Origin of the sequence: Rhizobium sp. WYCCWR10014 (assembly GCF_001657485.1) — a bacterium.
Lineage (GTDB): Bacteria > Pseudomonadota > Alphaproteobacteria > Rhizobiales > Rhizobiaceae > Rhizobium.
The window spans coordinates 19144-40002 of the sequence record NZ_LXFU01000031.1 but is presented as its reverse complement, the minus strand read 5'-3'; the positions used below and the strand labels follow the sequence as shown (position 1 = coordinate 40002).

Genomic DNA, 20859 nt, shown 5'->3' with positions numbered 1-20859 from the left:
TTTGCCTGAAGCAGCGGCCATCGAAACCAGGGATCTGGCTATCGGCTATGCCGGCACTGTCGAGACGACCCGCATTCTGTCCGGCGTCGACCTCATTGTCGGCAGGGGCGAGTTTCTGACCATTCTCGGTCCTTCCGGCTGCGGCAAGTCGACCTTGCTGCGTGCGGTGGCGGATCTTCTTCCGCCGCTTGACGGGCGGCTGTCGGTGCTCGGCAAGACAGCCTCGGAGGCGCGCCGGCGGCGCGAGGTCGCCTTCGTCTTTCAGGATGCAACTCTGTTGCCCTGGCGGACCGTGAGGGAGAATGTTGCGCTGCCGCTGCAGGTGGGGAAGAACAGCGTCTCGCGATCGGTCGATCCGCGGCCCGACCACTGGATCGAACTGGTCGGCCTGTCGCATCTGGCCGACCGCTATCCGCATCAACTGTCCGGGGGCCAGCGGCAGCGTGTCGCCATTGCGCGCGCTCTTCAATGCGAGCCGGATATCCTGCTCATGGACGAGCCCTTTGGTGCGCTCGACGAGATCACCCGCGAACGACTGAACGATGAGCTTCTGGACGTCTGGCGCCGGACCGGCACGACCATCCTGTTCGTGACCCACAGCGTCATCGAGGCGATCTATCTCGGCGGGCGCGTGATGGTCCTGGCGGCCAATCCGGGTCGCGTCCAGGCGCTGATCGACCTTGCACCGCTGAAAGACGAGCGTGGGCTCTGTCGGCGCGAGAGCCTCGATGTCCAGGAGACCGCCGCCCGTCTGCGCCAATTGCTGCAGCAGGGGAGTTCGGCTGCATGACGCATCGTCCGTTGTCATTCGCCGAGGCAATCGGCCTTCCTGTTATTGGCGCTCTTTCGCTGCTCCTTGCCTGGCAATGGCTGGTGCCGGCTCTCGGTGTTCCCGGTTATATCGTTCCAACGCCGCTGGCGATCCTGCGCACGCTTGGCATCGAATGGCGCTTCCTTTTGTCGAATGCGATCCCGACATGGGCCGAGGCGGGCCTCGGCTTCCTCCTGGGCAATAGTCTCGCTGTGATCCTGGCGGTTGCCTTTGTCTATAATCCGCGGTTCCAGGCCGCCTATTTTCCCGTTGTCCTGCTCTTCAACACCATCCCGGTGCTGGCGCTCGCGCCGATCATCATCCTCATCTTCGGCCTCGGCATGCTTCCGAAGGTCATCATCGCTGCTCTCATCTGCTTCTTCCCAACCCTGGTGAATACGGCCCGGGGCCTCAATCTGGCAACTGCGAGCGAGCTTGACCTGATGCATGTGCTTTCGGCGAGCGGGTGGGAGACGTTCTGGCGCCTGCGCGCCCCACGATCCGCGCCCTTGCTCTTTGCGTCGCTGCGCATTTCGGCAACCACCTGTGTGATCGGCGCGATTGTCGGGGAGTGGATCGGTTCGAACCAGGGCCTGGGCGCCGTCATCATCCAGTCGACATTCAACTATCAGGCGGAAAGGCTGTTTGCCGCCGTCGTGCTCGCCTCTTTCTCCGGCATCGTCTTTTTTGCCGCTGTTGCCCAGGTCGAGCGGATTTTCCGTCGGCTGCAGCCGGGGCAAAGGTGAAAGCGTTCAATGCGGCGCGCCGAAACGCTGACGCTTTCCAGGATATGACAAGGCCTCCCGCTGTTATTTGCGGGAGGCCTTGTCCGTTGCTACTCCTCCATGCTCTCACTGATGTCGGAGAGATCGATGCCATGAGTGTCGAACCACCAGTCGGGACCCATCTCGGAATGGCGGTCACGCAAACGCAGATATTTGGCGCGCAGCCGCTTCTGGCGTTCGACCTCTTCCTTGAAGAAGGGATGGTCGAGCGTACCGCCCATCTTATGGATGCGGCGGAGCAGTTTTCGCAAGACGTATCCCTGCTCCTTGTTGCCCGGCCGGTAGCCGCTCTCCACGATCGTCATGACCGTCTCGCACAATGTCCCGAGCGCATCGTCTTGCGGCGTGCCGTTGACGATCATGTCGAGACGCTCGAGACCGAAGCCGACGTCGATGCAGGTTCCGAGCGGATTGACGATGTTTCCGATCTCGACGCCATCCTTATAGAACTCGGTGCAGTATCCGCTGATGCTGCCATCGCTCCACATGCATTCCGGATCCGGCACAATGGGCACGCGCCCGCGATAGAGCGGCGTCCATTCCACCAGACGGTCTGGATGGATTGTCACATGATCCGGCACGAGCCCCACCGTTTCCAAAAAATCGAGCCAGAAATCGATGGCATTGCCGACGGTCATTTCCCGGAAGGAGAAAAGGCCGAGCATGGTGAAATGGAGAAGATGGGTTCCGTCGCCGATCTCGTCGAGGTCGCCCATGCGCAGGCAAGCCTGGCTGTTTGCGACGGTTCCACTATGGGAGGGATCGGTGAAGAGGGGCTTGTACTGCTGCATTCCAGCGCTGCAGAAGAGCGTGGTATGATCATGCGGCCGTACGGATTCTATGCGTATGAAATCGATGCCCTTGGAAAGGCAAAAGTCTTGATATTGCTGGATCAGGCGTCCCGCGGTGACATAGGCAACCTCCTTCGTTGTTCGTGCCTTCGAAAAATATAGAGGTCTCCGGCGCGCACGACAACCCGCTGCTATCGAAGATAAGCCGGGATGGCACTCTTGAACATTAACTCACTTGAGACTAAATGTAACCTCAAGTGAAAAGGAGCTTTGCCATGATGGGATTTGCCGGTATCGCCGATGTTCTCGGGCTGCCCGCCAGGGAGCCGGTATCGCGTTCGGCCTTCGGCCTGCTCTCTAGCATCGAGGAAGGATTGCCAGTCAAGGCGCTTGATCGGATGGCGCTGCTTCTGGCGCCTGATGACGCCCAGTTCAAATACCGGCTGGTTCCGAAGGCCACCTATGAACGGCGCAAGTCCAAGCATCGGCTCTCCTCAGATGAAGGCATAAAGCTTGCCCGTCTCGCGCGTGTCTGGGGTCAGGCGCTCGATGTCTGGCAGACCGAGATCGAGGCCCGCGATTTCCTGTTTCGGCCGCATGCAATGCTTGAGGACAGGCGACCGATCGACGTGGTCATTCAGAGCGAGATCGGCGGCGAGCTCGTGCTCGATATTCTCGGAAGCTTGAAATACGGCAGCGCTGCGTGAGCGCACAGCTTCTTGACCGCACACTGACATCCGTCCGCATCGGAGATCCCAGTGGAACCTATCCGATCTTCGACGCCACCGGCTCGACCATCGCGCCTGGCCGGTGGAACACGTCCGGCAGCCCGATCATCTATACGAGCGAGCATTATTCCACGGCACTGCTCGAAAAGCTCGTGCATGGCAGCGGGCGGCTGCCACCCAATCAGCACTATGTCACGATCATCCTACCGCGTGGGCTAAGCTACGAGGTCTTCTCCGAGCCCGCGCTGCCCGGCTGGGACAGCATGCCGGCAAACGTCAGCAAGGCTTTCGGCGAGCGGTGGTGCCAGGAAAAGCGCAGCGCCATCCTGCTGGTGCCAAGCGTTGTCGCCCGCGTCGACAACAACATATTGATCAACCCGGCCCACCCGGAATTCCCGTCGATCACGACAAGCCTTCACCAACCGGTTTTCTGGGATCGCCGCTTGTTCGGCATGTGACGGGTTGGGGTGCAATCAATGTTTCCGCAGAGCAGATCAAAACGCCGGACAGATGAGGCTTGGTCGGCAGATCATGATGCTGCTACCAAACGCACCGACAAGAGCTCTCGGCCCCGACGTAGCCAAGGCCTTTATCCAACTGCACAGGAGGCCATTTTAAACGAGGAGGTGCCTGCCTCGACCGTTCACGCGTCCGTCTCCCATGGATTTATCACCGCTGCGCCGGTGTCGCCGAAATCGCCGACATTGCGAGTGACGACAATCAGATCATGAACGATCGCCGTTGCGGCGATCAGCCCGTCGATATCTCCACGCGGCCGGATGGGCGGCGATGCGGCCCCATTTCGACGACGATCTCGTCAGTCACCGGCAGGATCCGGTCGCCATGATCATAACGCAGCTTGCGCAGCCCCTCGGTGAGATGCGCCGCGGTCTTCGGATCCGACTTCTGTTTGAGGGCAATGCCGCGCATGATCTCGCCAAGCGTCAGCGCGCTCAGGTGGATGGTGAGCGGATCGACGGAGCGCAGCCAGAAGACCGCCTGCAGCGTGCCGCGTCGCGCCTGCGAGACGATGTTGGTGTCGACCAGATACATCAGAAGGCAACGTCGCGGCTTGGAGTCTTGTTGCGTGCTTCGACCGCATCGGCGAACTCATCGTCCCAGGCGGGGCCACCGAGCAGGTCGTCGACGAGCGTCGGTCTGCCGGCGCGCAGGGCATCGTAGTCGCGGGCGGATAGAACGACGGCCGTGCGCTCACCGCGCACCGTAACCACCTGCGGCCCTTCTTGTCGGGCCTTCTGCACGACCTTCAAAAATTGGTTCTTGGCGTCCTGCAGTTACCATTCCATCGATTCTGCTCCTAGCTAGACTGTCTAGCTATGTGCGTGCGGAATGCCGATGCGTCAATGGGACGTTCCTGAACGACAGAGTCCGGTTTCTGTCTTTAGGTTTCATAACGAGAGTCCACATCGTTGTGTCGGCGATCGGCGCCTGTCGGTCCTTCTGGAAGCCGCGATCACGTTCCCTGCCGCGGCGAGCGGGCCATCAGCCGGGCATAGGCGATGGCCGAGAGCATGTTGACGTGGTTGGCCTTGCCGGTGCCGGCAATGTCGAAGGCGGTGCCGTGGTCGACCGAGACGCGGTCGATCGGCAGGCCGAGCGAGACGTTGACCGCGGTGTCGAAGGCGACGAGCTTGATCGGGATGTGGCCCTGGTCGTGATACTGGGCGATGACCAGATCGAAAGCGCCGTTATAGGCGCGGGCAAACACGGTATCGGCCGAGATCGGACCGACCACGTCGATGCCCTTTGCCTGCGCCTGCTCGACGGCGGGCGCCAGGAATTCCGTGTCCTCGGTGCCGAACAGGCCGTTTTCGCCGCAATGGGGATTGAGGCCGGCAACGGCGATGCGCGCTGTCTTGCCGAGCCGCAGGAAGTGGCGATGGCCAGCTTCGATGGTTGCCAGCACCCGCTCGGTCTTGGCGCGCTCGATCGCACCCTTCAGCGAGATATGGGTCGAGACGTGGATGGTGTTCAGCCGCTCGGAGGCAAGCAGCATGAAGGAGCTCTTCGAGCCGGTGAGATGCGCGAGAAGCCCGGTGTGGCCGTCATGGTGATGGCCGGCGAGGTTCATCGCCTCCTTGTTGATCGGCGCGGTGACGATGACATCCGCTTGCCCCGACATGGCGAGATCGACGGCGCGGGTGATATAGCGCACCGAGGCATCGCCGGCGACGGGGCTGACCTTGCCGATCTCGGGAAGGGCGGCGCCGAGCGCGACCTCGTCGACGGCGATCCTGTCGTCACTGGGTGCATCGGCAGGCCCGAACCGCAGCCCGGCGCCGGTGACGCGGTCGGCGCGCTCCAGCGCTTCGACATTGCCGACGATCACGAAATCACGGCGCTCTTCCCTCGGAAGGGCTGCCAAGGCCTTGACGATCACCTCGGGGCCGACGCCGGCCGGATCGCCGAGCGTCACGGCGACTTTCGCATTTCTGTCCATCGATCAAGTCCCTTCTAAAAAACCTTACCGCTTAAAAGGCAGCAGCATAAATCGCGCGAATGTCGGCGCGAGACAGATCTCGCGGATTGTTATCGAGCAGACGGCGAATGGCAAAGGCGTCGTCGGCCATGGCGTCGAGATCGGTTTCCGGCACGCCGAGGCCGGAAAGCTTCATCTCGATGCCGAGTTCGGCGCAGAAGGCGTAAGCCGCATCGAAGACGGAGGTGATGTTCCCGGAGGTTTCACGCCCAAGCGCTTCCATCACCGCCTTGGTTTTCTCAGGCGCCGACGGTGTATTGAAGGCGAGAACATGCGGAAAAATCAGCGCATTGGCCGCGCCATGGGCCACATGCCAGCGCGTGCCGAGGGGATAGGCAAGCGCATGGCCGCCGGCGGTATTGACCGGGCCGAGGCAGAAACCGCCGTAGAGCGAGGCGAGCGAGAGGCCGGCGCGCGCTTCGGCGTCGTTGCCGTCCTTGACGGCGCGGGCGAGATATTTGCCGACGAGGCGCGTTCCCTCGATCGCATAGATGTCGACCATCGGATGGGCCTTGCGGTTGGTGAAGGCCTCGACGCAATGGGCCATGGCATCGACGCCAGTTGCCGCCGTCGTGCGGGCAGGGACGCTGAAGGTCAGAGCCGGATCGATGACAGCGATATCGGCCAGCATATGCAGGCTTTCCACGGCAAGCTTTGCCATCGTCGCCGGATCGGTGACGAGCGCACGGATGCCGGCTTCACTGCCGGTGCCCGATGTCGTCGGCACCTGGGCGAGCGCCACCTTGCGCGGCCCATGCACCTTGTTCGGACCGACGACCTGGTGCAGCGTCTGGGTTGAGCCGGCAAGCACGGCGGCAAGTTTTGCCAGATCCATGGCGCTGCCGCCGCCGAAGCCGACGATCAGCTCGGCATCGGCGGCGTTTGCCGCCGCCAGAACCTTTTCGAGATTGGCTGTATCCGGTTCGGGCGTCACGTCGGCAAAGACCGTAACCTCGCCGTTCAGCTCCAGAACGTCGATGCGCGAAGCGTTGAAGGCATCGGAGATGACGAGCGTGCGCCGATAGCCCTTTTCGGCCGCCCATTTGCCGAGCTTTCCCGCCGTGCCGACGCCGAATTCGATCAGATGCGGCCGAACTATCGTGATCGGCGAATCCAAGCTGGCCATGAACCAGTCCTCCCTGCAAGATCTTGCGGCAATATCCTCGCCCTCTTTAATGTAAAGTTGTAAGATCAATGTCAAGCCAGCATTCCAAGGGGCGGTATTTTTTATCATCTGGTGTGCGATCGGCGCGCGCTTCCAGGCGGTGTTGCCGTGCTAATATCGATATTGATATCAGTGCTTTATGAAAATTGTGATGATGAGAGCGGCATGTCAGACGCAGCTGGCCATCATCTTTGCGGCGGCAGCGAATAATCCAACCATGTTGTCAAATTTTTCGTCAGTCAACCCACAGCCGTTATCATCCTGCGTCTTTTCGCGTGCGAGCCGATGCAGTATGACAATTTCCGGCTGCCGCTTTGTTTACGGCAGGGATTGCGGGGTGAGGCGCACATATTTGATGGCGCGCCGGTAGTAGGTGTAGCCGATATGGAGCGTGCCGTCGCCGCCCTGGACGATCGAGGGATAGGAGAATTCGCGGTTCAGCGAATCCTTTGAATTGTTGCTGAGGCAGAAGCCGTCGCCGGTATCAAGATCGATGCGACGCGGAAAGCTCTTGCCGCCATCCCTTGATATCGCAAGGCTCAGCGGCGCGCGCGGAACCCCCCAGACGGCCTTGCGCGCGCTGTTATCGGCAACGACGGCGGTCTCTCCAGCTTCGCCGCTCTCGATTTCGTCATAGAGGGACTGGCGCCGCGCATCCGACGTGTCGGCATTCGAATGGTTGTAAACCATTGCGATTGCTCCATCATTCAGGATCATGGCCTGGATCGAGGAGTTGTTGTTCGGCAGTTCGGTGGGCTCGGGCGAACTCCAGGTCTCACCGCCATCGGATGATCGGCTGGACAGGATGTTTTCGGCGAAACGGTTGCGGTAGAAGGCGATCATCTCGCCGCCGCCAAGCGGCAGGATGTTCATATGCACCGCGCCGATACTGTCCGGAATATCCCGCATTTGCCAGCTCGCGCCGCCATCACGCGATATCAGCACGGCCGCCGTATCGGCGTCACCGCTCCAGCGCTGGCCGTTCAGACCGACGCAGCGGAAGACCGGAAGCAGCCAGTCGCCTCGACTGTTCACGACGATCTGCTGGCGAACGAAGGTGCCGGGACTGTCGCAGAGGATACGAACCGGGCCAAAGGTCTGGCCGTCATCCCCTGAAATCCGGCATTTGACAACAGAGCCGTCCTGGTTGCCGGAGGTCTGCGAGGTGTAGAGCAGCCACACATTTCCATCTGGAGCGTTGAAAATCAACGGGTTCTGCTCGGATTTCTCCGGGTCGTCGCTCATCTTTTCCGGCACGGACCAGCGCTCGGAGCCCGGCACTAGGCGCGACATGTAAATCGAGATATCACCCATGCCCTCCATCGTGCCGCCAAACCAGACGCAGGTCAGCGTGCCGTCGGGCAGAAAGGCGAGATTTGCGGCGTGGTTCTGGATGCAGGGGGATGGCAGATAGGCATCCGCACGACCCTCGACGATGGGGTGATGGGCGATGGTCCCGGTCATCAGGGTCGGAACGGCTTCCGGGGGCAGGCCGGTGAAGTTCATGACGGATCTCCTCAGGGCAGCTTGGCATAGCTTTCGGCGAGCGCGGCATAGTCAGCATCGCCGAGCGGCATCAGCGGTGCGCGCGTACGTTTCCAGGCCGGATTGCCGGTCTTCAGTGCCACCATCGCCTTGATGGTCGGGATCTGGACGTAGGAATTGGAAAGCGTTCGATAGGCGTTGATGCGGGCCTGCGCCGCCTCGACATCGGCGGCGCGCGCCTCGTCATGGACGTGGTCGTAGACGGTGCGCAGCGAATTCGCCACGAGATTGGAGGTTGCGGTGATGCAGCCGGCGCCGCCGGCCTTCAGCAGCGGCAGCAGCAGCGGATCAGCGCCCGCGAGCACCGAGAAGCCGGGATAGGCCGCGATGATCGCTTGCATGTTGTTGAAATCTCCCGCAGATTCCTTGATTCCGACGACCGTCTCCGGGAAGGCCGCAATCAGCCGCCCGATCAGCGGAATGGATAGCGGAACGCCTGAGACCTGCGGAATATGATAGAGGATGACCTGCAAGCGCGTGTCGGCGACCTTCTCCAGCACCTGCGAATAGGCGGCGAAGAGGCCGTCGTCGGAGACGCCTTTGTAATAGAAAGGCGGCAGCATCACCACCTTGGTGACGCCAAGCGACAGCGCGTGCCGGGTGAGCTCCACCGTCTCGGGAATGGCGACGACTCCGGTGCCCGGCAAAAGTCTGTCGGCAGGAATGCCGGCCTTCAGTGCAGCTTCCAGAATGGCGCGGCGCTCGGCGCCGGAGAAGGAATTAGCCTCGCCCGTCGTGCCGAGCAGCGCCACGCCGTGGCATCCCTCGGCCAGCAGCTGCTGGCAGTGATCGGTAAAAAGGGCGAAATCCGGCGTATTCTCTGCTGTTAGCGGCGTTGCGGAGGCGCTGAAAACGCCTGTAATCCTGTGATGGCTCATTTCGCCCTCCTCGGCGCGTCCTGTCTGGGGATCCGTGTTCGAACCGCTAGGCTGCGCATTCCAGTTGTCATTCGTCTGTCGCGATGGAGTGCAAAGAACTTTTCCATTGCCGATCTTTTGTCAAGAAGACAAAATGCTGTAACGCCGCTCCGAAAAGTTATCTATCTGTTATAACTTATATATTTTCGGAAGAAAATTTTGTTCGAATTGAAATTGCGATTTTTTGTTGACATATTTACAATAACGAGAGAACGATACGGAACGGATTGTGCTGCGCCTGGCAGGTGCAGGGAGAGCGCTGCCGAATTCACTCTGGGAGGAATGCCATGTCTGATCAATCGGATAAAACCAATATATCACGTCGTAACGCGCTGAAGCTCGGCCTTGCAGCCGGCGTCGGCCTCACCGTGTTCGGGATGAATGCCCGTATCGTTATGGCCGATGAAGGCCAGGTTCTGAAGGTCGCAAATCCGGCCTTCGATCAGGACTGGTCGCCGCTACGCGGCGGCGGCAGAACCTTCCGCTGGAATTCCATCTGGTGGGCATCGCCGATGTATTTCGACAGCCAAGGCAATATTAAGCCCTACGTCTTCACCAGCTGGGAATCGGCGGACAACACGGTCTGGACCTTCAAGATCGACCCGAAGGCCGTCTTTTCCGACGGCAGCAAGATCACCTCGGCCGATGTCAAGGGATCGTGGGAAGTCTCCTCGATGCCGAACACCAAGAACCAGCGCGCCGACCAGGTGCTGAGCAGGGTCAAGGGTTACGCCGAAATCGCCGCCGGCTCCGGCAACGAACTCACCGGTGTCGCGACACCCGACGAGGGAACGGTCGTCGTGACGCTGGCTGCTGCAGACCCGATCTTCTTCATGCGTCTGGCAAACCACATCGCGCCGATCACCAAGGCAGCGCAGTCGCGCGGCAGCGACGGCGAGGAGATCATCGACTGGTACAAGCCTGAGAGCAAGCCGGTTTTCTCCGGTCCCTTCAAGTTGACGAGCCTCGATATCGACGCCGGCAAACTCTCTTTCGAGCCGAATGAGAACTTCTTCGGACCGAAGCCGAAGCTTGCCCGTATCGATATCACCTCGATCGAGGACAATGTCACCGCGACGTCGCTGATCAAGTCGGGCGAGTTTAACGCCCATACCGAACTGATCACCTCGACCATTATCCAGGATCTCGGCCCGGAATTTTCCGCCGGCCCGCTGATCCCGACCAGCCAGCACTTCTGGTTCAACATCTCTCGTGCGCCGATGGATGATCCGAAAGTTCGTCAGGCACTGATCATGGCGGTCGATCGCGATGGCCTGTTCAAGGCTTCCTATCCCGACGGGCCGCATAAGAAGGCCGATCAGATCCTCAACTCGGTCCCAGGTGCGGAGAATTCCGGCTTCGAGCCCTATCCCTATGATCCGGCGGCTGCCAAGAAGCTGCTTGCGGAATCGACCTACGGCGGTCCAGAGCGCCTGCCGAAGATCCTGTTCGTCGGCATCTCGGGGCCAGCCATTCAGGCTGCCGCCCAGTTCATTGCCGAGCAGTGGCGCCAGAATCTCGGCATCACTGCCGTCGATATGAAGCCGCAGCAGGACTCCTATGCGGGTCCGGATCAGAACTCGGTCCAGATCTTCCGCGACGACGTCGGCACCCGCGTGCCTGATGCCGTCTCCTATCTGGCGGGCAGCATCGCCTCGACCTCGTCGAACGCTCAGAACAAACTCGGCGGCTACAAGAACGACAAGGTCGACAGTGCCCTTGCCGAAGCGACGACCAAGGCTGCAGATGATCCGCAGCGCATCACTCTCGCCCAGGAAGCCCAGAAGGCGTTCCGCGAGGATTGGGCCTTCATTCCATGGTATTCTCAGGCGATGTCGCGCTGGGCCACCAAGGAGGTCAAGGGTCTGGAAAAGAACCTCGACTGGCAGGTCGTCGAACCCTGGAACATTTCCATCGGTTGATCGGCGGAAACCGTCCCTGTCGGCAATAAACCGCGCGGAGGCCGCAAGGCCTTCGCGCAAGTTTCAAGAAGAAGAGATGCGATCGCAGCCAAAAGCGGGAACGCATCGAACAACAGGTGGGAGGTGGCCATGCTGCGCTACGTGCTAACCCGATTTGCCATCTGGATTCCGTCCGTTCTGGTGGTGATGCTGGCGGTTTACGCGCTGGCCTTCTATGGCGCCGGCGATCCGATCAAGCTGATCTTCCTGCGCGCGCCGGGCGACGTCGCCTATAATCCGCAGCGCATCGAAGCCATTCGCGAAAGTGCCGGCCTCAACAAGCCCTTCATCGTCCAGTTCGGCCTTTACATCTGGAACCTGCTGCACGGCCAGTTCGGCAACTCGCTGACATCGGGCCGTTCCGTCTGGGCAATGGTCTCGGCTGCCGCACCCGTCTCCTTTCAGCTTGCCCTCTGTTCCATCATCCTGACCGCCGTCGTCGCGATCCCGCTCGGCATGATCGCCGCGCTCAACCAGAATTCGCGCATCGACTATGCCATTCTGGGCTCCGCACTCTTTCTCTGGGCGATCCCGGCCTATGTCGCCGGTCCGCTGCTGATGGTCGGCCTCATCGTGCTGCTGCCGGGTGCGAGCGTGCCCTACGGCTGGGGCGGCATATTCGATGTCCGTATCCTGCTGCCGCTACTCGTCCTTTCCTTCCAGCCGATCGCGCTGATCGTGCGCCAGACGCGTGCCGCCGTCATCGAGGTCCTGTCGGAGGATTTCGTCCGGACCGCCCGCGCCAAGGGCGTGCCCGAGATCATCGTGGCGTTGCGCCATATCTTGCGGCCGGTGCTGACGCCCGTCGTCACGCAGCTCGGCCTGATCATGATCACCATCGTCAATGGCGCGATCTTCGTCGAACTCGTTTTCGGCCTGCCGGGCCTTGGCCGGTTGACGGTGCAGGCGCTGATCAATTCCGATTATCCGGTCATTCTAGCGATCACGCTGATCGGATCATTTCTGGTGATGGTGTCGAACCTTTTGGTGGATGTGCTCTATCCGCTGCTCGATCCGCGCGCCAATGATTCAAGAAGGAGCCGCTGACCATGTCCGCCATCCCTCTTTCCACCATAGAAACCGTCGAAGAGCCGGTCAGCCTGTGGCGCGATGCCTGGTATCGGCTGAAGCGTAATCGACTCGCCATCTTCGGCCTCGTCATCGTCGTGATCCTCGCCTTCACCGCGATCTTCGGGCCTTACCTGACGCCCTATGATTATCTGAGCCAGGATCTCAACGCCCGCAACGTCCTGCCGTCGATGAGCCATCTCTTCGGAACCGACGATCTCGGCCGCGACGTCTTCAGCCGCGTGGTCTTCGGCACGCGCACCGCTTTCCTCGTCGCCGTCATCGTCACCGTCTTCGCCGTGCTGATCGGTCTCGTGCTCGGTGCCGTCGCCGGTTTCTTCGGCAATCCATTCGATCGCGCCATCATGTGGCTGACCGACGTGACGATGTCGGTTCCCAACCTGCTGCTCGTCGTCGTCATCAACGCCTCGCTGAAATCGCCGATCAGCAAATGGATGGAGTCGCGTTACCTCGAGACCCTCAATCCCTTCTATCGCGAAACCATGTGGGTGGATTTCATCCTCGTCTTCGGCTCGATGGCGCTGATATCCTGGCCGCCTTACGCCCGTCTCGTCCGCGCCCAGGTGCTGTCGATCCGCAGCCGACCATATATCACCGCGGCCCAGGCGCTCGGCCTGTCGAACTGGATCATCATCAAGCGTTATGTCATTCCGAATGCGCTGGGGCCCTTGATCGTCTCGGTCAGCGCCGGTCTCGGCACGGCGATGGTGCTGGAAAGTGCTTTCAGCTTCCTTGGCGTCGGGGTCAATCCGCCGACGCCGAGCTGGGGCAACATGATCTCGGACGGCCTGCGTGTCTGGCAGCATTATCCCCACCTTCTCGCCGCTCCGGCGGCCGTGCTCGGCCTTGCCTCGGTTGCCTTCAGCTTCCTTGGCGACGGTCTCAACGACGCGCTCAATCCGCGGGGCAGCAAATGATGGACACGAAAAGCACCAACCGCCTGCTCGATGTCAGGGGCCTCACCGTCGAAATCGATGGCCGCAACGGCCCCGCCGTGGTCGTCGACGGCATCGATCTCCATGTCGACAGGGGCGAGACCCTTGGCGTCGTCGGCGAATCCGGCTGTGGCAAGAGCCTGACCATGCTGAGCTTGATGCGGCTGCTGCCGAACAAGATCAAGGTCACCAAGGGATCGGCGACATTCGACGGCCGCGACCTTCAGACGATGTCCAATCGCGAGCTGCGCAAGGTGCGCGGCGGCGATATCGGCTTCGTCTTCCAGGATCCGATGACCTCGCTTAATCCGGTGATGCGCGTCGGCGACCAGATCTGCGAGCCGCTGATCTATCACCGCGGAATGAAAAAGGCGGCGGCCCGCGCCCGCGCCGTCGAGCTCCTGCGGCTTGTCGGTATTCCCGGTCCGGAAGAGCGCCTGCAGGCCTATCCGCACGAGCTTTCCGGCGGCATGCGCCAGCGTGTGATGATCGCGATCGGTCTTGCCTGCAATCCGAAGCTTTTGATTGCCGACGAGCCGACAACCGCGCTCGACGTCACCATTCAGGCCCAGATCGTCGATCTGGTGAAGGATCTGAGAGCCAAGCTCGGCATGTCGGTCGTCTGGATCACCCATGACCTGGCGCTGATCGCCGGCCTCGTCGATCGCGTCGCCGTGCTTTATGCCGGCACTGTGGTCGAAGATGCGCCGGTCGACGAGCTCTATGCCCGGCCGAGCCATCCCTATACGCGCGGTCTGCTGTCATCGATCCCGAAGCTCTCGGACCCGCCGGCAAGCCGGCTGAGCTCGATCGGCGGCACGCCGCCGGAGCCTGGCCGCCGGCCGAAGGGTTGCCCATTTGCGCCGCGTTGTCCGCTTGCCGAAACCATCTGCCACGAGAAGGTGCCGCAGCTCGAACCGTTGAGCGGCAGCAGCAATCACCGCGCCGCCTGTTTCGTCGTCCAGAGAATGCAGGAAGCCGCATGATGGGTGCTCAACCGCTGCTCAAGATCGAAAACCTGGTCAAGCATTTCCACGTCAAGCTCGGCGCCTTTGGTGAGTGTTCGGCAACCGTCTATGCACTCGACAATGTCAACCTCGACATCATGGAAGGCGAGACGCTGAGCCTGGTCGGCGAATCCGGCTGCGGCAAGTCGACGACCGGTTTCACCATCCTCAACCTCTACAAGGCGACTAGCGGCAAGGTTGTCTACAAGGGCCAGGATCTGGCGACGCTCGACGAAAAGCAGATGCGGCCCTTCCGTCGCGACCTGCAGATCGTCTTCCAGGATCCGTATTCGACGCTCAATCCGCGCATGACGGTGGGCGAGGCGATCGGCGAGCCGATCCTCTTCCACAAGCTCTGCACCAAGGCCGAACTGAAGGAGAGGGTGGCGACGCTGCTCACCGATGTCGGCCTGTCCACGCGGTTTGCCCAGCGCTACCCGCACGAGCTTTCCGGCGGCCAGCGCCAGCGCGTCGTCATTGCCCGGGCGCTCGCCTGCCAGCCGAAATTCATCGTCTGCGACGAGGCGATTTCGGCGCTCGACGTGTCGATCCAGGCGCAGATCATCAACTTGCTGCTCGATCTGCAGGAAAAATACGGGCTGACCTATCTCTTCATCGCCCATGATCTCGCTGTCGTGCGCCACATCAGTACTCGCGTCGGCGTCATGTATCTCGGGCGCCTCGCCGAACTTGCCACCCGCGAGGAACTCTTCGACAATCCGCTGCATCCCTATACCAAGGCGTTGCTGTCGGCCGTTCCGGAGACGGATCCCGAGCATGAGCGCACACGTCAGCGTCAGATCCTGCAGGGTGATGTGCCGAGCCCGCTGAACCCGCCGTCGGGCTGCCGTTTCCACACGCGCTGCCCAATCGCCATGGATGTCTGCAGCAAGGTCATTCCCGCGTGGAAGGAGGCGAAGCCCGGCCATCTCGTCGCCTGTCACGCCGTCAACACCGGACAGACCGCATGACGCTGATGGCCGTTATCGTCGCCGATGATCTGACCGGTGCGCTCGATACCGGCACGCCCTTCGTCGAAGCGGGCCTTTCGGTTGCGGTCGCTGTCGACGTCGGGGCCGCGGAGGATGCGATCGCCACCGGCTGTGACGTCGTCGTCGTCAATACAGCCTCGCGTGCGCTTGGCGAACCGGAAGCTGCCGAGAGGGTCCGCTTGGCGACCGCGGCACTTCGTGGCGTGAAGCCCGCAGTCGTGATGAAGAAGATCGACTCCCGGCTGAAGGGCAATGTCGCGGCGGAAAGCCTGGTGCTGGCCGATGCGCTCGGCCTGGAGACTATTCTCGTGGCGCCCGCTATTCCCGATCAGGAGCGTGTGACCTATAGAGGCTGTGTCGTCGGCCGCGGCGTCGACAAGCCACTGCCGATCGCCGATCTGTTCGAGGGCCGCACGGGCAATGTTGCTGTTGCCGATGCAGAGGATGACAGTGATCTCGATCAGATCGTTGCCGATCATGACTGGCGGCTGACGCTTGCGGTCGGCGCACGGGGTCTGGGTGCGGCACTTGCCCGTCAGCTCGGCGAGACGGGGCGGCAAGCGGTGCCGGAGTTTGCGGCAACCCGGCGTACGCTGTTCGCATTTGGCTCGCGCGATCCGATTACCGCTACCCAGATGGACCAGCTCGAGGCCTCGGGCGTCCTGCGGATGGTGATGGACGCGCCGATGGGGCAGGTCGAAGTCGGGGAGGGCATGGCGCTGCCGGCGCTTCTGCGTTGCACCGGCGATATGACAGCCGATGCAGCACAGGTCGCCCGCCGTTTTGCAGCAGGCGTCAGATCGGTTATCGACGATACCAAGCCTGACATGCTGATGGTCGGCGGCGGCGATACGGCGCTTGCCGTTTTCCGGGCGCTTGATGTCAGAGTGCTGGCGCCGAAGGGCGAAATCGAAGCCGGCGTGCCGTGGTTCGATGTCACCGCAGCCGACGGGCGGCATTTTCGGTGCGCCGTGAAGTCCGGGGGCTTCGGCAAGCCCGATAGTTTGCTAAGACTGGTTCTTTGGAATCGGGCGGCATAGTAAGATACCGCCGGGGAGAATGACGTGGCTGAAGTGAATGGCGAATCCTTGAACGCGGAAGCCGGCCCGCCGGGCAAGCCCGAACGCGGCAAGGCCGTCAAGCTGGTCGATCGCGTCTTCGACCAATTGCTCGAGCGTATCCGTGGCGGAAACTATCCGCCGGATTCACGCCTTCCCGGCGAGCATGAGCTTGCCTCGATGTTGGGTGTGTCGCGGCCGATCGTCCGCGATGCGCTGGCGCGCCTACGCGATCAGGGCATGGTCTATGCCCGGCAGGGCGCCGGCACCTTCGTCAGCGCGCATGGATCGCCGACGACGCAGCTTGCCTATTCGCCGGTCAAGACGATCGCCGACATCCAGCGCTGCTACGAGTTCCGCCTGACGATCGAGCCGGCGGCCGCCTATTTCGCCGCCAAACGCCGCAATGAGCAGGCCATCCAGAAGATTGCCAGCGCGCTTGCAGATCTGCGTGAGGCGACCAGCCACCAGCTTCACCGCACCGACGCCGATTTCCTCTTCCACCGCGCGGTGACGGAGGCTGCCAACAATCATTATTACACGGCCTCGATCGATGCGCTGAAGGCCCATATCGCCGTCGGCATGCATCTCCACGGCCTCTCTTTGCTCGGCCCCCGCCAGGGGCTGGAACAGGTCTACGAAGAGCATAACGCCATCTACAAAGCGATCGCCGATGGCCGGCCTGACGATGCGCAAAGACTGATGAAGGCGCATCTCGAAGGCTCCCGGGACCGTCTGTTCGAGGGCAGGGTGCTCGATCTGTCCTTCTGACGCGCATCCCAAGCGGCTAGCAACTCAAAAATGGTAGAGAGTTTATGCCCTTAAGTCGGGATGTCTCCTTCGTCGTCAATTGTCAGCCTGATTTCTGCTTCTTGATGATGCTGATGCGGCAACGCAGGCACTTTATGATTTTCCATTCCCCCTCCCTGTCCGTCATGCGGAGAACTTGGTTCGGAGGCAACCGTTGCCGGCCATGAGGGGGCCGTTGCCGTGTACATCGGATGTGAAGCTGTCCAGGCGTCTTCGCCGATCAAGGGAACGAAGAGCACCCCGCCGAGATCTTCCTCCTCGAATGCGGCGGCGCCGGTGCGCGTGAGCCGTGTCAGGCGCTGCCCTTCACCGCCGCCGACCGGGATGATGAGCCGCCCTCCGAGGCCCAGCTGTTCTTTCAAGGCGGTTGGTACCTCGGGTGCGCCCGCTGAAACGATAATGGCATCGAATGGCGCGGCTTTCGCCCAGCCTTTGCTGCCATCGCCGACGCGAACGTCAATGTTGCGGTATCCCAGTTTCTCGAACCTTTCTTTGGCCTGAAGCGCCAGCCTTTCGTGGCGCTCGATGGAGTAGACATGTCTTGCTATCCGGCTCAGGAGGGCTGAAGCGTAGCCGGAACCTGTTCCGACTTCGAGCACTGTGTCGCCGGCATCCAGATCTGCCTTTTCGAGCATCAAAGCCACGATGAACGGCTGCGAAATTGTCTGGCCCTCGCCGATCGACAGCGGCGCATCCTCATAAGCGAATTCCTCGGAGCCCGCAGGAACGAATATTTCGCGCGGCACCGTGCGCATCGCTTCGGTCACGCCTGGATCGCGAATGCCACGACGCGTAACGTGGTGCTCCACCATGCGATCTCGGATGCGCGTCATATCCATGGATCAGCTCCACTGTCGCCGACTACACCTTAGGCAAATCTCTGGGTGGTGCGGAATGTAAAACAAATGGGCGCCCGGAGAGTTCCTGAGATACGTGGGCGCACGTGGAATAGTGTTCATGGCGTGGCAGCAGCAGATTCCGCAGGAATGACGGCCGTCAGGCGTCGTGCCGGTCGTGTGGGAGCCGATCTACGCGGCCTCGAAATTCGCAGTTCAGGCCTTCGTCCATTCCACGCGCCGGCAAGTGGCGCAGCACCGCGTGCGCGTCGGTGCGGTGCTGCCAGGGCCTGTCATCACGGCCTTGCTCGACGACTGGCCGAAGGCGAAAATGGAGGAGGCGGTGGCCGATGGCAGCCTGATGCAGCCGAAAGAAGTGGCTGACGCCGTTCTTTTCATCCTGTCGCGGCCGCGTAATGTGACCGTCCGCGATCTTGTGATTCTGCCGAATAGCGTGGATCTGTAAACACCGGCCCACACTGCAGTTAGCCTGATCCTTGCCGACTTCAAAGGAGAGACCATGAGCGACACATCTCGCACGCCAGAAGCAGATGCCAAACATGTCATCGGCGTCGATATCGGCACCGGCAGCGCCCGCGCCGGCTTGTTCGACCTGACCGGCCGGATGCTCGCGTCCGCCAAGCGGAATATCACCCTGTTTCACGAGCCGGGTTCCATGGTTGAGCAATCGAGCACCGAGATCTGGGCGGCCGTTTGCGCGGCAGTGCGCGACGTGGTTTCCTCGGCCGGGATTGATCCGGCGTCCGTCATGGGGCTTGGGTTCGATGCCACCTGTTCGCTCGTCGTCCTTGGCGAAGGCGGCAAGCCGCTTCCCGTTGGGCCTTCGGAAGATCCGAACCGGGACATCATCGTATGGATGGACCACCGCGCCGTGCCGCAGGCGGAGCGTATCAATGCGTTCGGCCATGACGTCCTGCGTTACGTCGGCGGCCGCATCTCGCCTGAGATGGAAACGCCCAAACTCCTCTGGCTGAAGGAAAATCGCCCTGAGGTCTTTGATGCCGCGTGGCAATTCTTCGACCTTGCAGATTTCCTGACCTGGCGAGCGACTGGCGATCTGTCGCGTTCGACCTGCACGGTCACCTGCAAATGGACCTATCTCGCCCACGAGAAGCGCTGGGATGGAGATTATTTTCACCAGATCGGCCTCGGCACGCTCGCCGACGAAGAGTTTGCCCGCATCGGGCAGGCTATCGTCGAGCCCGGTTCGGCACTCGGTCGAGGACTGACCGCGGCTGCAGCCGGCGAGCTTGGCCTGAAGCCTGAAACGCCCGTCGCTGCCGGACTGATCGATGCTCATGCGGGCGGAATCGGAACCGTTGGCACGGGTGCCGGTCCTCAAGCCAATCTGGCCTATGTATTCGGCACTTCCTCCTGCACGATGACATCGACGGCAGAGCCGTCGTTCGTGCCCGGCGTCTGGGGGCCCTATTATTCGGCCATGGTGCCGGGACTATGGCTGAACGAGGGTGGCCAGAGTGCCGCCGGCGCTGCGATCGACCAGCTGCTCTCCTTCCATCCGGCTGCCGCGGAAGCGAGGGAGCTTTCGAAGAAGGCGGGCGTTCCGTTGCCGGTTTTGCTTGCAGATATGGCCGCCCGAAAAGCGGGCCGTTCTTCCGACGCCGTCACGCTTGCGGCCGGATTGCACGTCGTTCCCGAGTTCCTCGGCAACCGCGCGCCCTTTGCCGATCCGCATGCCCGCGCAATCATTGCCGGTCTCGGGATGGAGGACGATATCGGCAGCCTGGTTTCTCTTTACGTCGCAGGGCTTTGCGGCATCGGTTACGGCCTCAGGCAGATCATCGAGACGCAGGCCGATGCGGGTGTTACCATCGAAAACATCGTCATCAGCGGTGGCGCCGGCCAGCACGACTTTGTTCGCCAGCTGCTTGCCGATGCGAGCGGCAAGCCGGTCATCGCGACAAAGGCAGAAGAACCGGTCCTCCTGGGGGCCGCCATCCTGGGCGCTGTCGCCAGCGGGCTGTTTGCGGATGTACGTCAAGCGATGACGACACTCTCGGCGGTCGAAACGACATTCCTGCCATCAGAAGGCCCGATCCCCGATATTCATCATAAACGCTATGAAGGGTTCAAGGAGCTTCAGGCTCTGGCGCGCAAGCTGCGTATCGACGGTTAGATATCCCAACGCCAATTCGCGGGGGTTCATCAGCGATCGATCGGCTGACCGCTAGCGCCGAACGATGACCCGGGTTCCCGGCTGGACGATCTCGTAAAGCTCTTCGACATCTTGACGGTACATTCGAAAGCACCCGCTCGACGCGTTGGTGCCGATGGACGAGGGGTCGTTGGTGCCGTGGATGCGCAACAGGCCATCGGCGAGATAGATCGCGCGGGTTCCAAGCGGATTGGCGGGGCCGGGCTTCACGACCGCTGGAAGCCGAGGGTTCTTCTGCCGCATGCCGGCCGTGGGTCGCCATTCAGGATGCGCCCGCTTCGACACGACCCGCGTGGATCCATACCATTGCTTGCCCTCACGGCCGACCGCGATGGGGTAAGCGAATTGCTCGCCCCAAGGGGTGGTGTAAATGAGCGTATGCTCGCTCGTCACGATTTCGATGGTTCCTTTTGTACGTCTGGTCGGCGGTTGCCTGCGATCATGTAGGGGCTCTTGATAGGGAGGCGCCGGATCGTAATCGAGTGGTGGCGGATAGGGGCTGTATGGATCGTCGTAACCGTATCCACCAAAGTCGTCATATCCATCATACGGCCCATAGATCTGGGCTTGAGTCTGAATGACCGTTAGCAAAAAGGCCGCAGCCACGAGAGCCAGCAATCTCATCTTGTCGCCATCCGCTTGTTGAACAAGCTTGATTGGGCTGAATTCTGTGGCGGCACTATGACTGCCGGCCCCAGGATATTGAAAAGCTATTGCCGCTGATGATACTGC

Annotated in this window: 19 protein-coding genes and 3 pseudogenes; 13 read left to right on the top strand and 9 right to left on the bottom strand. The window is 61.5% G+C overall.

Going from position 1 to position 20859, the window contains the following annotated elements; translation table 11 throughout:
* Position 1 precedes the first annotated feature (1 nt).
* A complete protein-coding gene (locus A6U98_RS12515; protein WP_064650154.1) occupies positions 2-790 on the top strand; it encodes an ABC transporter ATP-binding protein in 789 nt (262 codons plus the stop codon).
* Positions 787-1557, top strand: a complete 771-nt coding sequence (locus tag A6U98_RS12510) for an ABC transporter permease (RefSeq protein WP_064650152.1) — start codon at positions 787-789, stop codon at positions 1555-1557. The genes A6U98_RS12515 and A6U98_RS12510 overlap by 4 nt, the downstream gene beginning before the upstream one ends.
* Before the next feature lie 89 nt (positions 1558-1646).
* Here the strand turns inward: A6U98_RS12510 and A6U98_RS12505 are convergent, their stop codons facing one another.
* The gene (locus A6U98_RS12505) at positions 1647-2492 is read right to left on the bottom strand and encodes an alanine--tRNA ligase-related protein (protein ID WP_245304526.1); all 846 of its coding nucleotides are present in this window, start codon (positions 2490-2492) and stop codon (positions 1647-1649) included.
* Between the two features lie 170 nt (positions 2493-2662).
* Here A6U98_RS12505 and A6U98_RS12500 point away from each other — a divergent pair, with 170 nt between their 5' ends.
* Together A6U98_RS12500 and A6U98_RS12495 are read left to right on the top strand one after the other, a co-directional pair.
* Positions 2663-3094 (top strand): antitoxin Xre-like helix-turn-helix domain-containing protein, encoded by a 432-nt coding sequence (locus A6U98_RS12500; protein ID WP_003552236.1) that lies wholly within the window; start codon positions 2663-2665, stop codon positions 3092-3094.
* Positions 3091-3573 (top strand): RES family NAD+ phosphorylase, encoded by a 483-nt coding sequence (locus A6U98_RS12495; protein WP_064650148.1) that lies wholly within the window; start codon positions 3091-3093, stop codon positions 3571-3573. Before A6U98_RS12500 ends, A6U98_RS12495 begins: the two co-directional genes overlap by 4 nt.
* A gap of 185 nt (positions 3574-3758) precedes the next feature.
* Here the strand turns inward: A6U98_RS12495 and A6U98_RS12490 are convergent.
* The 6 genes and pseudogenes from A6U98_RS12490 to A6U98_RS12465 all read right to left on the bottom strand — a co-directional run bounded on the left by A6U98_RS12490 (position 3759) and on the right by A6U98_RS12465 (position 9203).
* Positions 3759-4168 (bottom strand): annotated as a pseudogene (locus tag A6U98_RS12490) (type II toxin-antitoxin system VapC family toxin).
* Positions 4168-4410, bottom strand: a complete 243-nt coding sequence (locus A6U98_RS12485; RefSeq protein ID WP_245304525.1) for a type II toxin-antitoxin system Phd/YefM family antitoxin — start codon at positions 4408-4410, stop codon at positions 4168-4170. Before A6U98_RS12485 ends, A6U98_RS12490 begins: the two are co-directional and overlap by 1 nt.
* 179 nt (positions 4411-4589) lie before the next feature.
* Entirely contained in the window at positions 4590-5576 is a 987-nt protein-coding gene (pdxA, locus tag A6U98_RS12480) for a 4-hydroxythreonine-4-phosphate dehydrogenase PdxA (RefSeq protein WP_064650146.1), read from the bottom strand.
* A gap of 31 nt (positions 5577-5607) precedes the next feature.
* Complete coding sequence (locus tag A6U98_RS12475; RefSeq protein ID WP_064650144.1) at positions 5608-6741, bottom strand: iron-containing alcohol dehydrogenase; 1134 nt, start codon at positions 6739-6741, stop codon at positions 5608-5610.
* 357 nt (positions 6742-7098) lie between these two features.
* Complete coding sequence (locus A6U98_RS12470; RefSeq protein WP_064650142.1) at positions 7099-8286, bottom strand: exo-alpha-sialidase; 1188 nt, start codon at positions 8284-8286, stop codon at positions 7099-7101.
* Between the two features lie 11 nt (positions 8287-8297).
* The gene (locus A6U98_RS12465; RefSeq protein WP_064650140.1) at positions 8298-9203 is read right to left on the bottom strand and encodes a dihydrodipicolinate synthase family protein; all 906 of its coding nucleotides are present in this window, start codon (positions 9201-9203) and stop codon (positions 8298-8300) included.
* A gap of 326 nt (positions 9204-9529) precedes the next feature.
* Here A6U98_RS12465 and A6U98_RS12460 point away from each other — a divergent pair, with 326 nt between their 5' ends.
* From A6U98_RS12460 to A6U98_RS12430, 7 genes are all read left to right on the top strand, one after another.
* Positions 9530-11164, top strand: coding sequence for an ABC transporter substrate-binding protein (locus A6U98_RS12460; protein WP_064650138.1), 1635 nt, complete (start codon positions 9530-9532; stop codon positions 11162-11164).
* Between the two features lie 129 nt (positions 11165-11293).
* Positions 11294-12250 (top strand): ABC transporter permease, encoded by a 957-nt coding sequence (locus A6U98_RS12455; RefSeq protein WP_029875013.1) that lies wholly within the window; start codon positions 11294-11296, stop codon positions 12248-12250.
* 2 nt (positions 12251-12252) lie between these two features.
* Positions 12253-13209 (top strand): ABC transporter permease, encoded by a 957-nt coding sequence (locus tag A6U98_RS12450; protein ID WP_064650137.1) that lies wholly within the window; start codon positions 12253-12255, stop codon positions 13207-13209.
* Positions 13206-14213 (top strand): ABC transporter ATP-binding protein, encoded by a 1008-nt coding sequence (locus tag A6U98_RS12445; RefSeq protein WP_064650135.1) that lies wholly within the window; start codon positions 13206-13208, stop codon positions 14211-14213. The genes A6U98_RS12450 and A6U98_RS12445 overlap by 4 nt, the downstream gene beginning before the upstream one ends.
* Positions 14213-15205 carry an oligopeptide/dipeptide ABC transporter ATP-binding protein gene (locus tag A6U98_RS12440; protein ID WP_064650133.1) on the top strand — a complete coding sequence of 331 codons (993 nt, stop codon included), beginning with the start codon at positions 14213-14215 and terminating at the stop codon, positions 15203-15205. The genes A6U98_RS12445 and A6U98_RS12440 overlap by 1 nt, the downstream gene beginning before the upstream one ends.
* Positions 15202-16266 (top strand): four-carbon acid sugar kinase family protein, encoded by a 1065-nt coding sequence (locus tag A6U98_RS12435; protein WP_064650131.1) that lies wholly within the window; start codon positions 15202-15204, stop codon positions 16264-16266. Before A6U98_RS12440 ends, A6U98_RS12435 begins: the two co-directional genes overlap by 4 nt.
* A 24-nt stretch (positions 16267-16290) precedes the next feature.
* Positions 16291-17055, top strand: coding sequence for a FadR/GntR family transcriptional regulator (locus A6U98_RS12430; RefSeq protein ID WP_003549481.1), 765 nt, complete (start codon positions 16291-16293; stop codon positions 17053-17055).
* A 116-nt stretch (positions 17056-17171) separates the two neighbouring features.
* Here the strand turns inward: A6U98_RS12430 and A6U98_RS12425 are convergent.
* Positions 17172-17933 (bottom strand): annotated as a pseudogene (locus tag A6U98_RS12425) (protein-L-isoaspartate(D-aspartate) O-methyltransferase); the annotation flags it as partial.
* Positions 17934-18090: 157 nt separating this feature from the next.
* Here A6U98_RS12425 and A6U98_RS12420 point away from each other — a divergent pair.
* Together A6U98_RS12420 and A6U98_RS12415 are read left to right on the top strand one after the other, a co-directional pair.
* Positions 18091-18396, top strand: a pseudogene (locus A6U98_RS12420) (SDR family NAD(P)-dependent oxidoreductase); the annotation flags it as partial.
* A gap of 54 nt (positions 18397-18450) precedes the next feature.
* Positions 18451-20088, top strand: a complete 1638-nt coding sequence (locus A6U98_RS12415) for an FGGY-family carbohydrate kinase (RefSeq protein WP_064650128.1) — start codon at positions 18451-18453, stop codon at positions 20086-20088.
* 51 nt (positions 20089-20139) lie between these two features.
* On the opposite strand, the gene A6U98_RS12410 is transcribed toward A6U98_RS12415, so the two are convergent.
* Positions 20140-20751 (bottom strand): L,D-transpeptidase, encoded by a 612-nt coding sequence (locus A6U98_RS12410; RefSeq protein WP_064650125.1) that lies wholly within the window; start codon positions 20749-20751, stop codon positions 20140-20142.
* Between the last annotated feature and the right edge of the window lie 108 nt (positions 20752-20859).

Excerpts from the sequence above, each read along its gene's own strand:
- A6U98_RS12500 (WP_003552236.1), top strand. The coding sequence starts at position 2,663 with ATGATGGGATTTGCCGGTATCGCCGATGTTCTCGGGCTGCCCGCCAGG.
- A6U98_RS12435 (WP_064650131.1), top strand. The coding sequence starts at position 15,202 with ATGACGCTGATGGCCGTTATCGTCGCCGATGATCTGACCGGTGCGCTC.
- A6U98_RS12465 (WP_064650140.1), bottom strand. The coding sequence starts at position 9,203 with ATGAGCCATCACAGGATTACAGGCGTTTTCAGCGCCTCCGCAACGCCG.
- A6U98_RS12475 (WP_064650144.1), bottom strand. The coding sequence starts at position 6,741 with ATGGCCAGCTTGGATTCGCCGATCACGATAGTTCGGCCGCATCTGATC.
- A6U98_RS12455 (WP_029875013.1), top strand. The coding sequence starts at position 11,294 with ATGCTGCGCTACGTGCTAACCCGATTTGCCATCTGGATTCCGTCCGTT.
- A6U98_RS12450 (WP_064650137.1), top strand. The coding sequence starts at position 12,253 with ATGTCCGCCATCCCTCTTTCCACCATAGAAACCGTCGAAGAGCCGGTC.
- pdxA (WP_064650146.1), bottom strand. The coding sequence starts at position 5,576 with ATGGACAGAAATGCGAAAGTCGCCGTGACGCTCGGCGATCCGGCCGGC.
- A6U98_RS12460 (WP_064650138.1), top strand. The coding sequence starts at position 9,530 with ATGTCTGATCAATCGGATAAAACCAATATATCACGTCGTAACGCGCTG.
- A6U98_RS12415 (WP_064650128.1), top strand. The coding sequence starts at position 18,451 with ATGAGCGACACATCTCGCACGCCAGAAGCAGATGCCAAACATGTCATC.
- A6U98_RS12410 (WP_064650125.1), bottom strand. The coding sequence starts at position 20,751 with ATGAGATTGCTGGCTCTCGTGGCTGCGGCCTTTTTGCTAACGGTCATT.
- A6U98_RS12510 (WP_064650152.1), top strand. The coding sequence starts at position 787 with ATGACGCATCGTCCGTTGTCATTCGCCGAGGCAATCGGCCTTCCTGTT.
- A6U98_RS12445 (WP_064650135.1), top strand. The coding sequence starts at position 13,206 with ATGATGGACACGAAAAGCACCAACCGCCTGCTCGATGTCAGGGGCCTC.
- A6U98_RS12440 (WP_064650133.1), top strand. The coding sequence starts at position 14,213 with ATGGGTGCTCAACCGCTGCTCAAGATCGAAAACCTGGTCAAGCATTTC.
- A6U98_RS12470 (WP_064650142.1), bottom strand. The coding sequence starts at position 8,286 with ATGAACTTCACCGGCCTGCCCCCGGAAGCCGTTCCGACCCTGATGACC.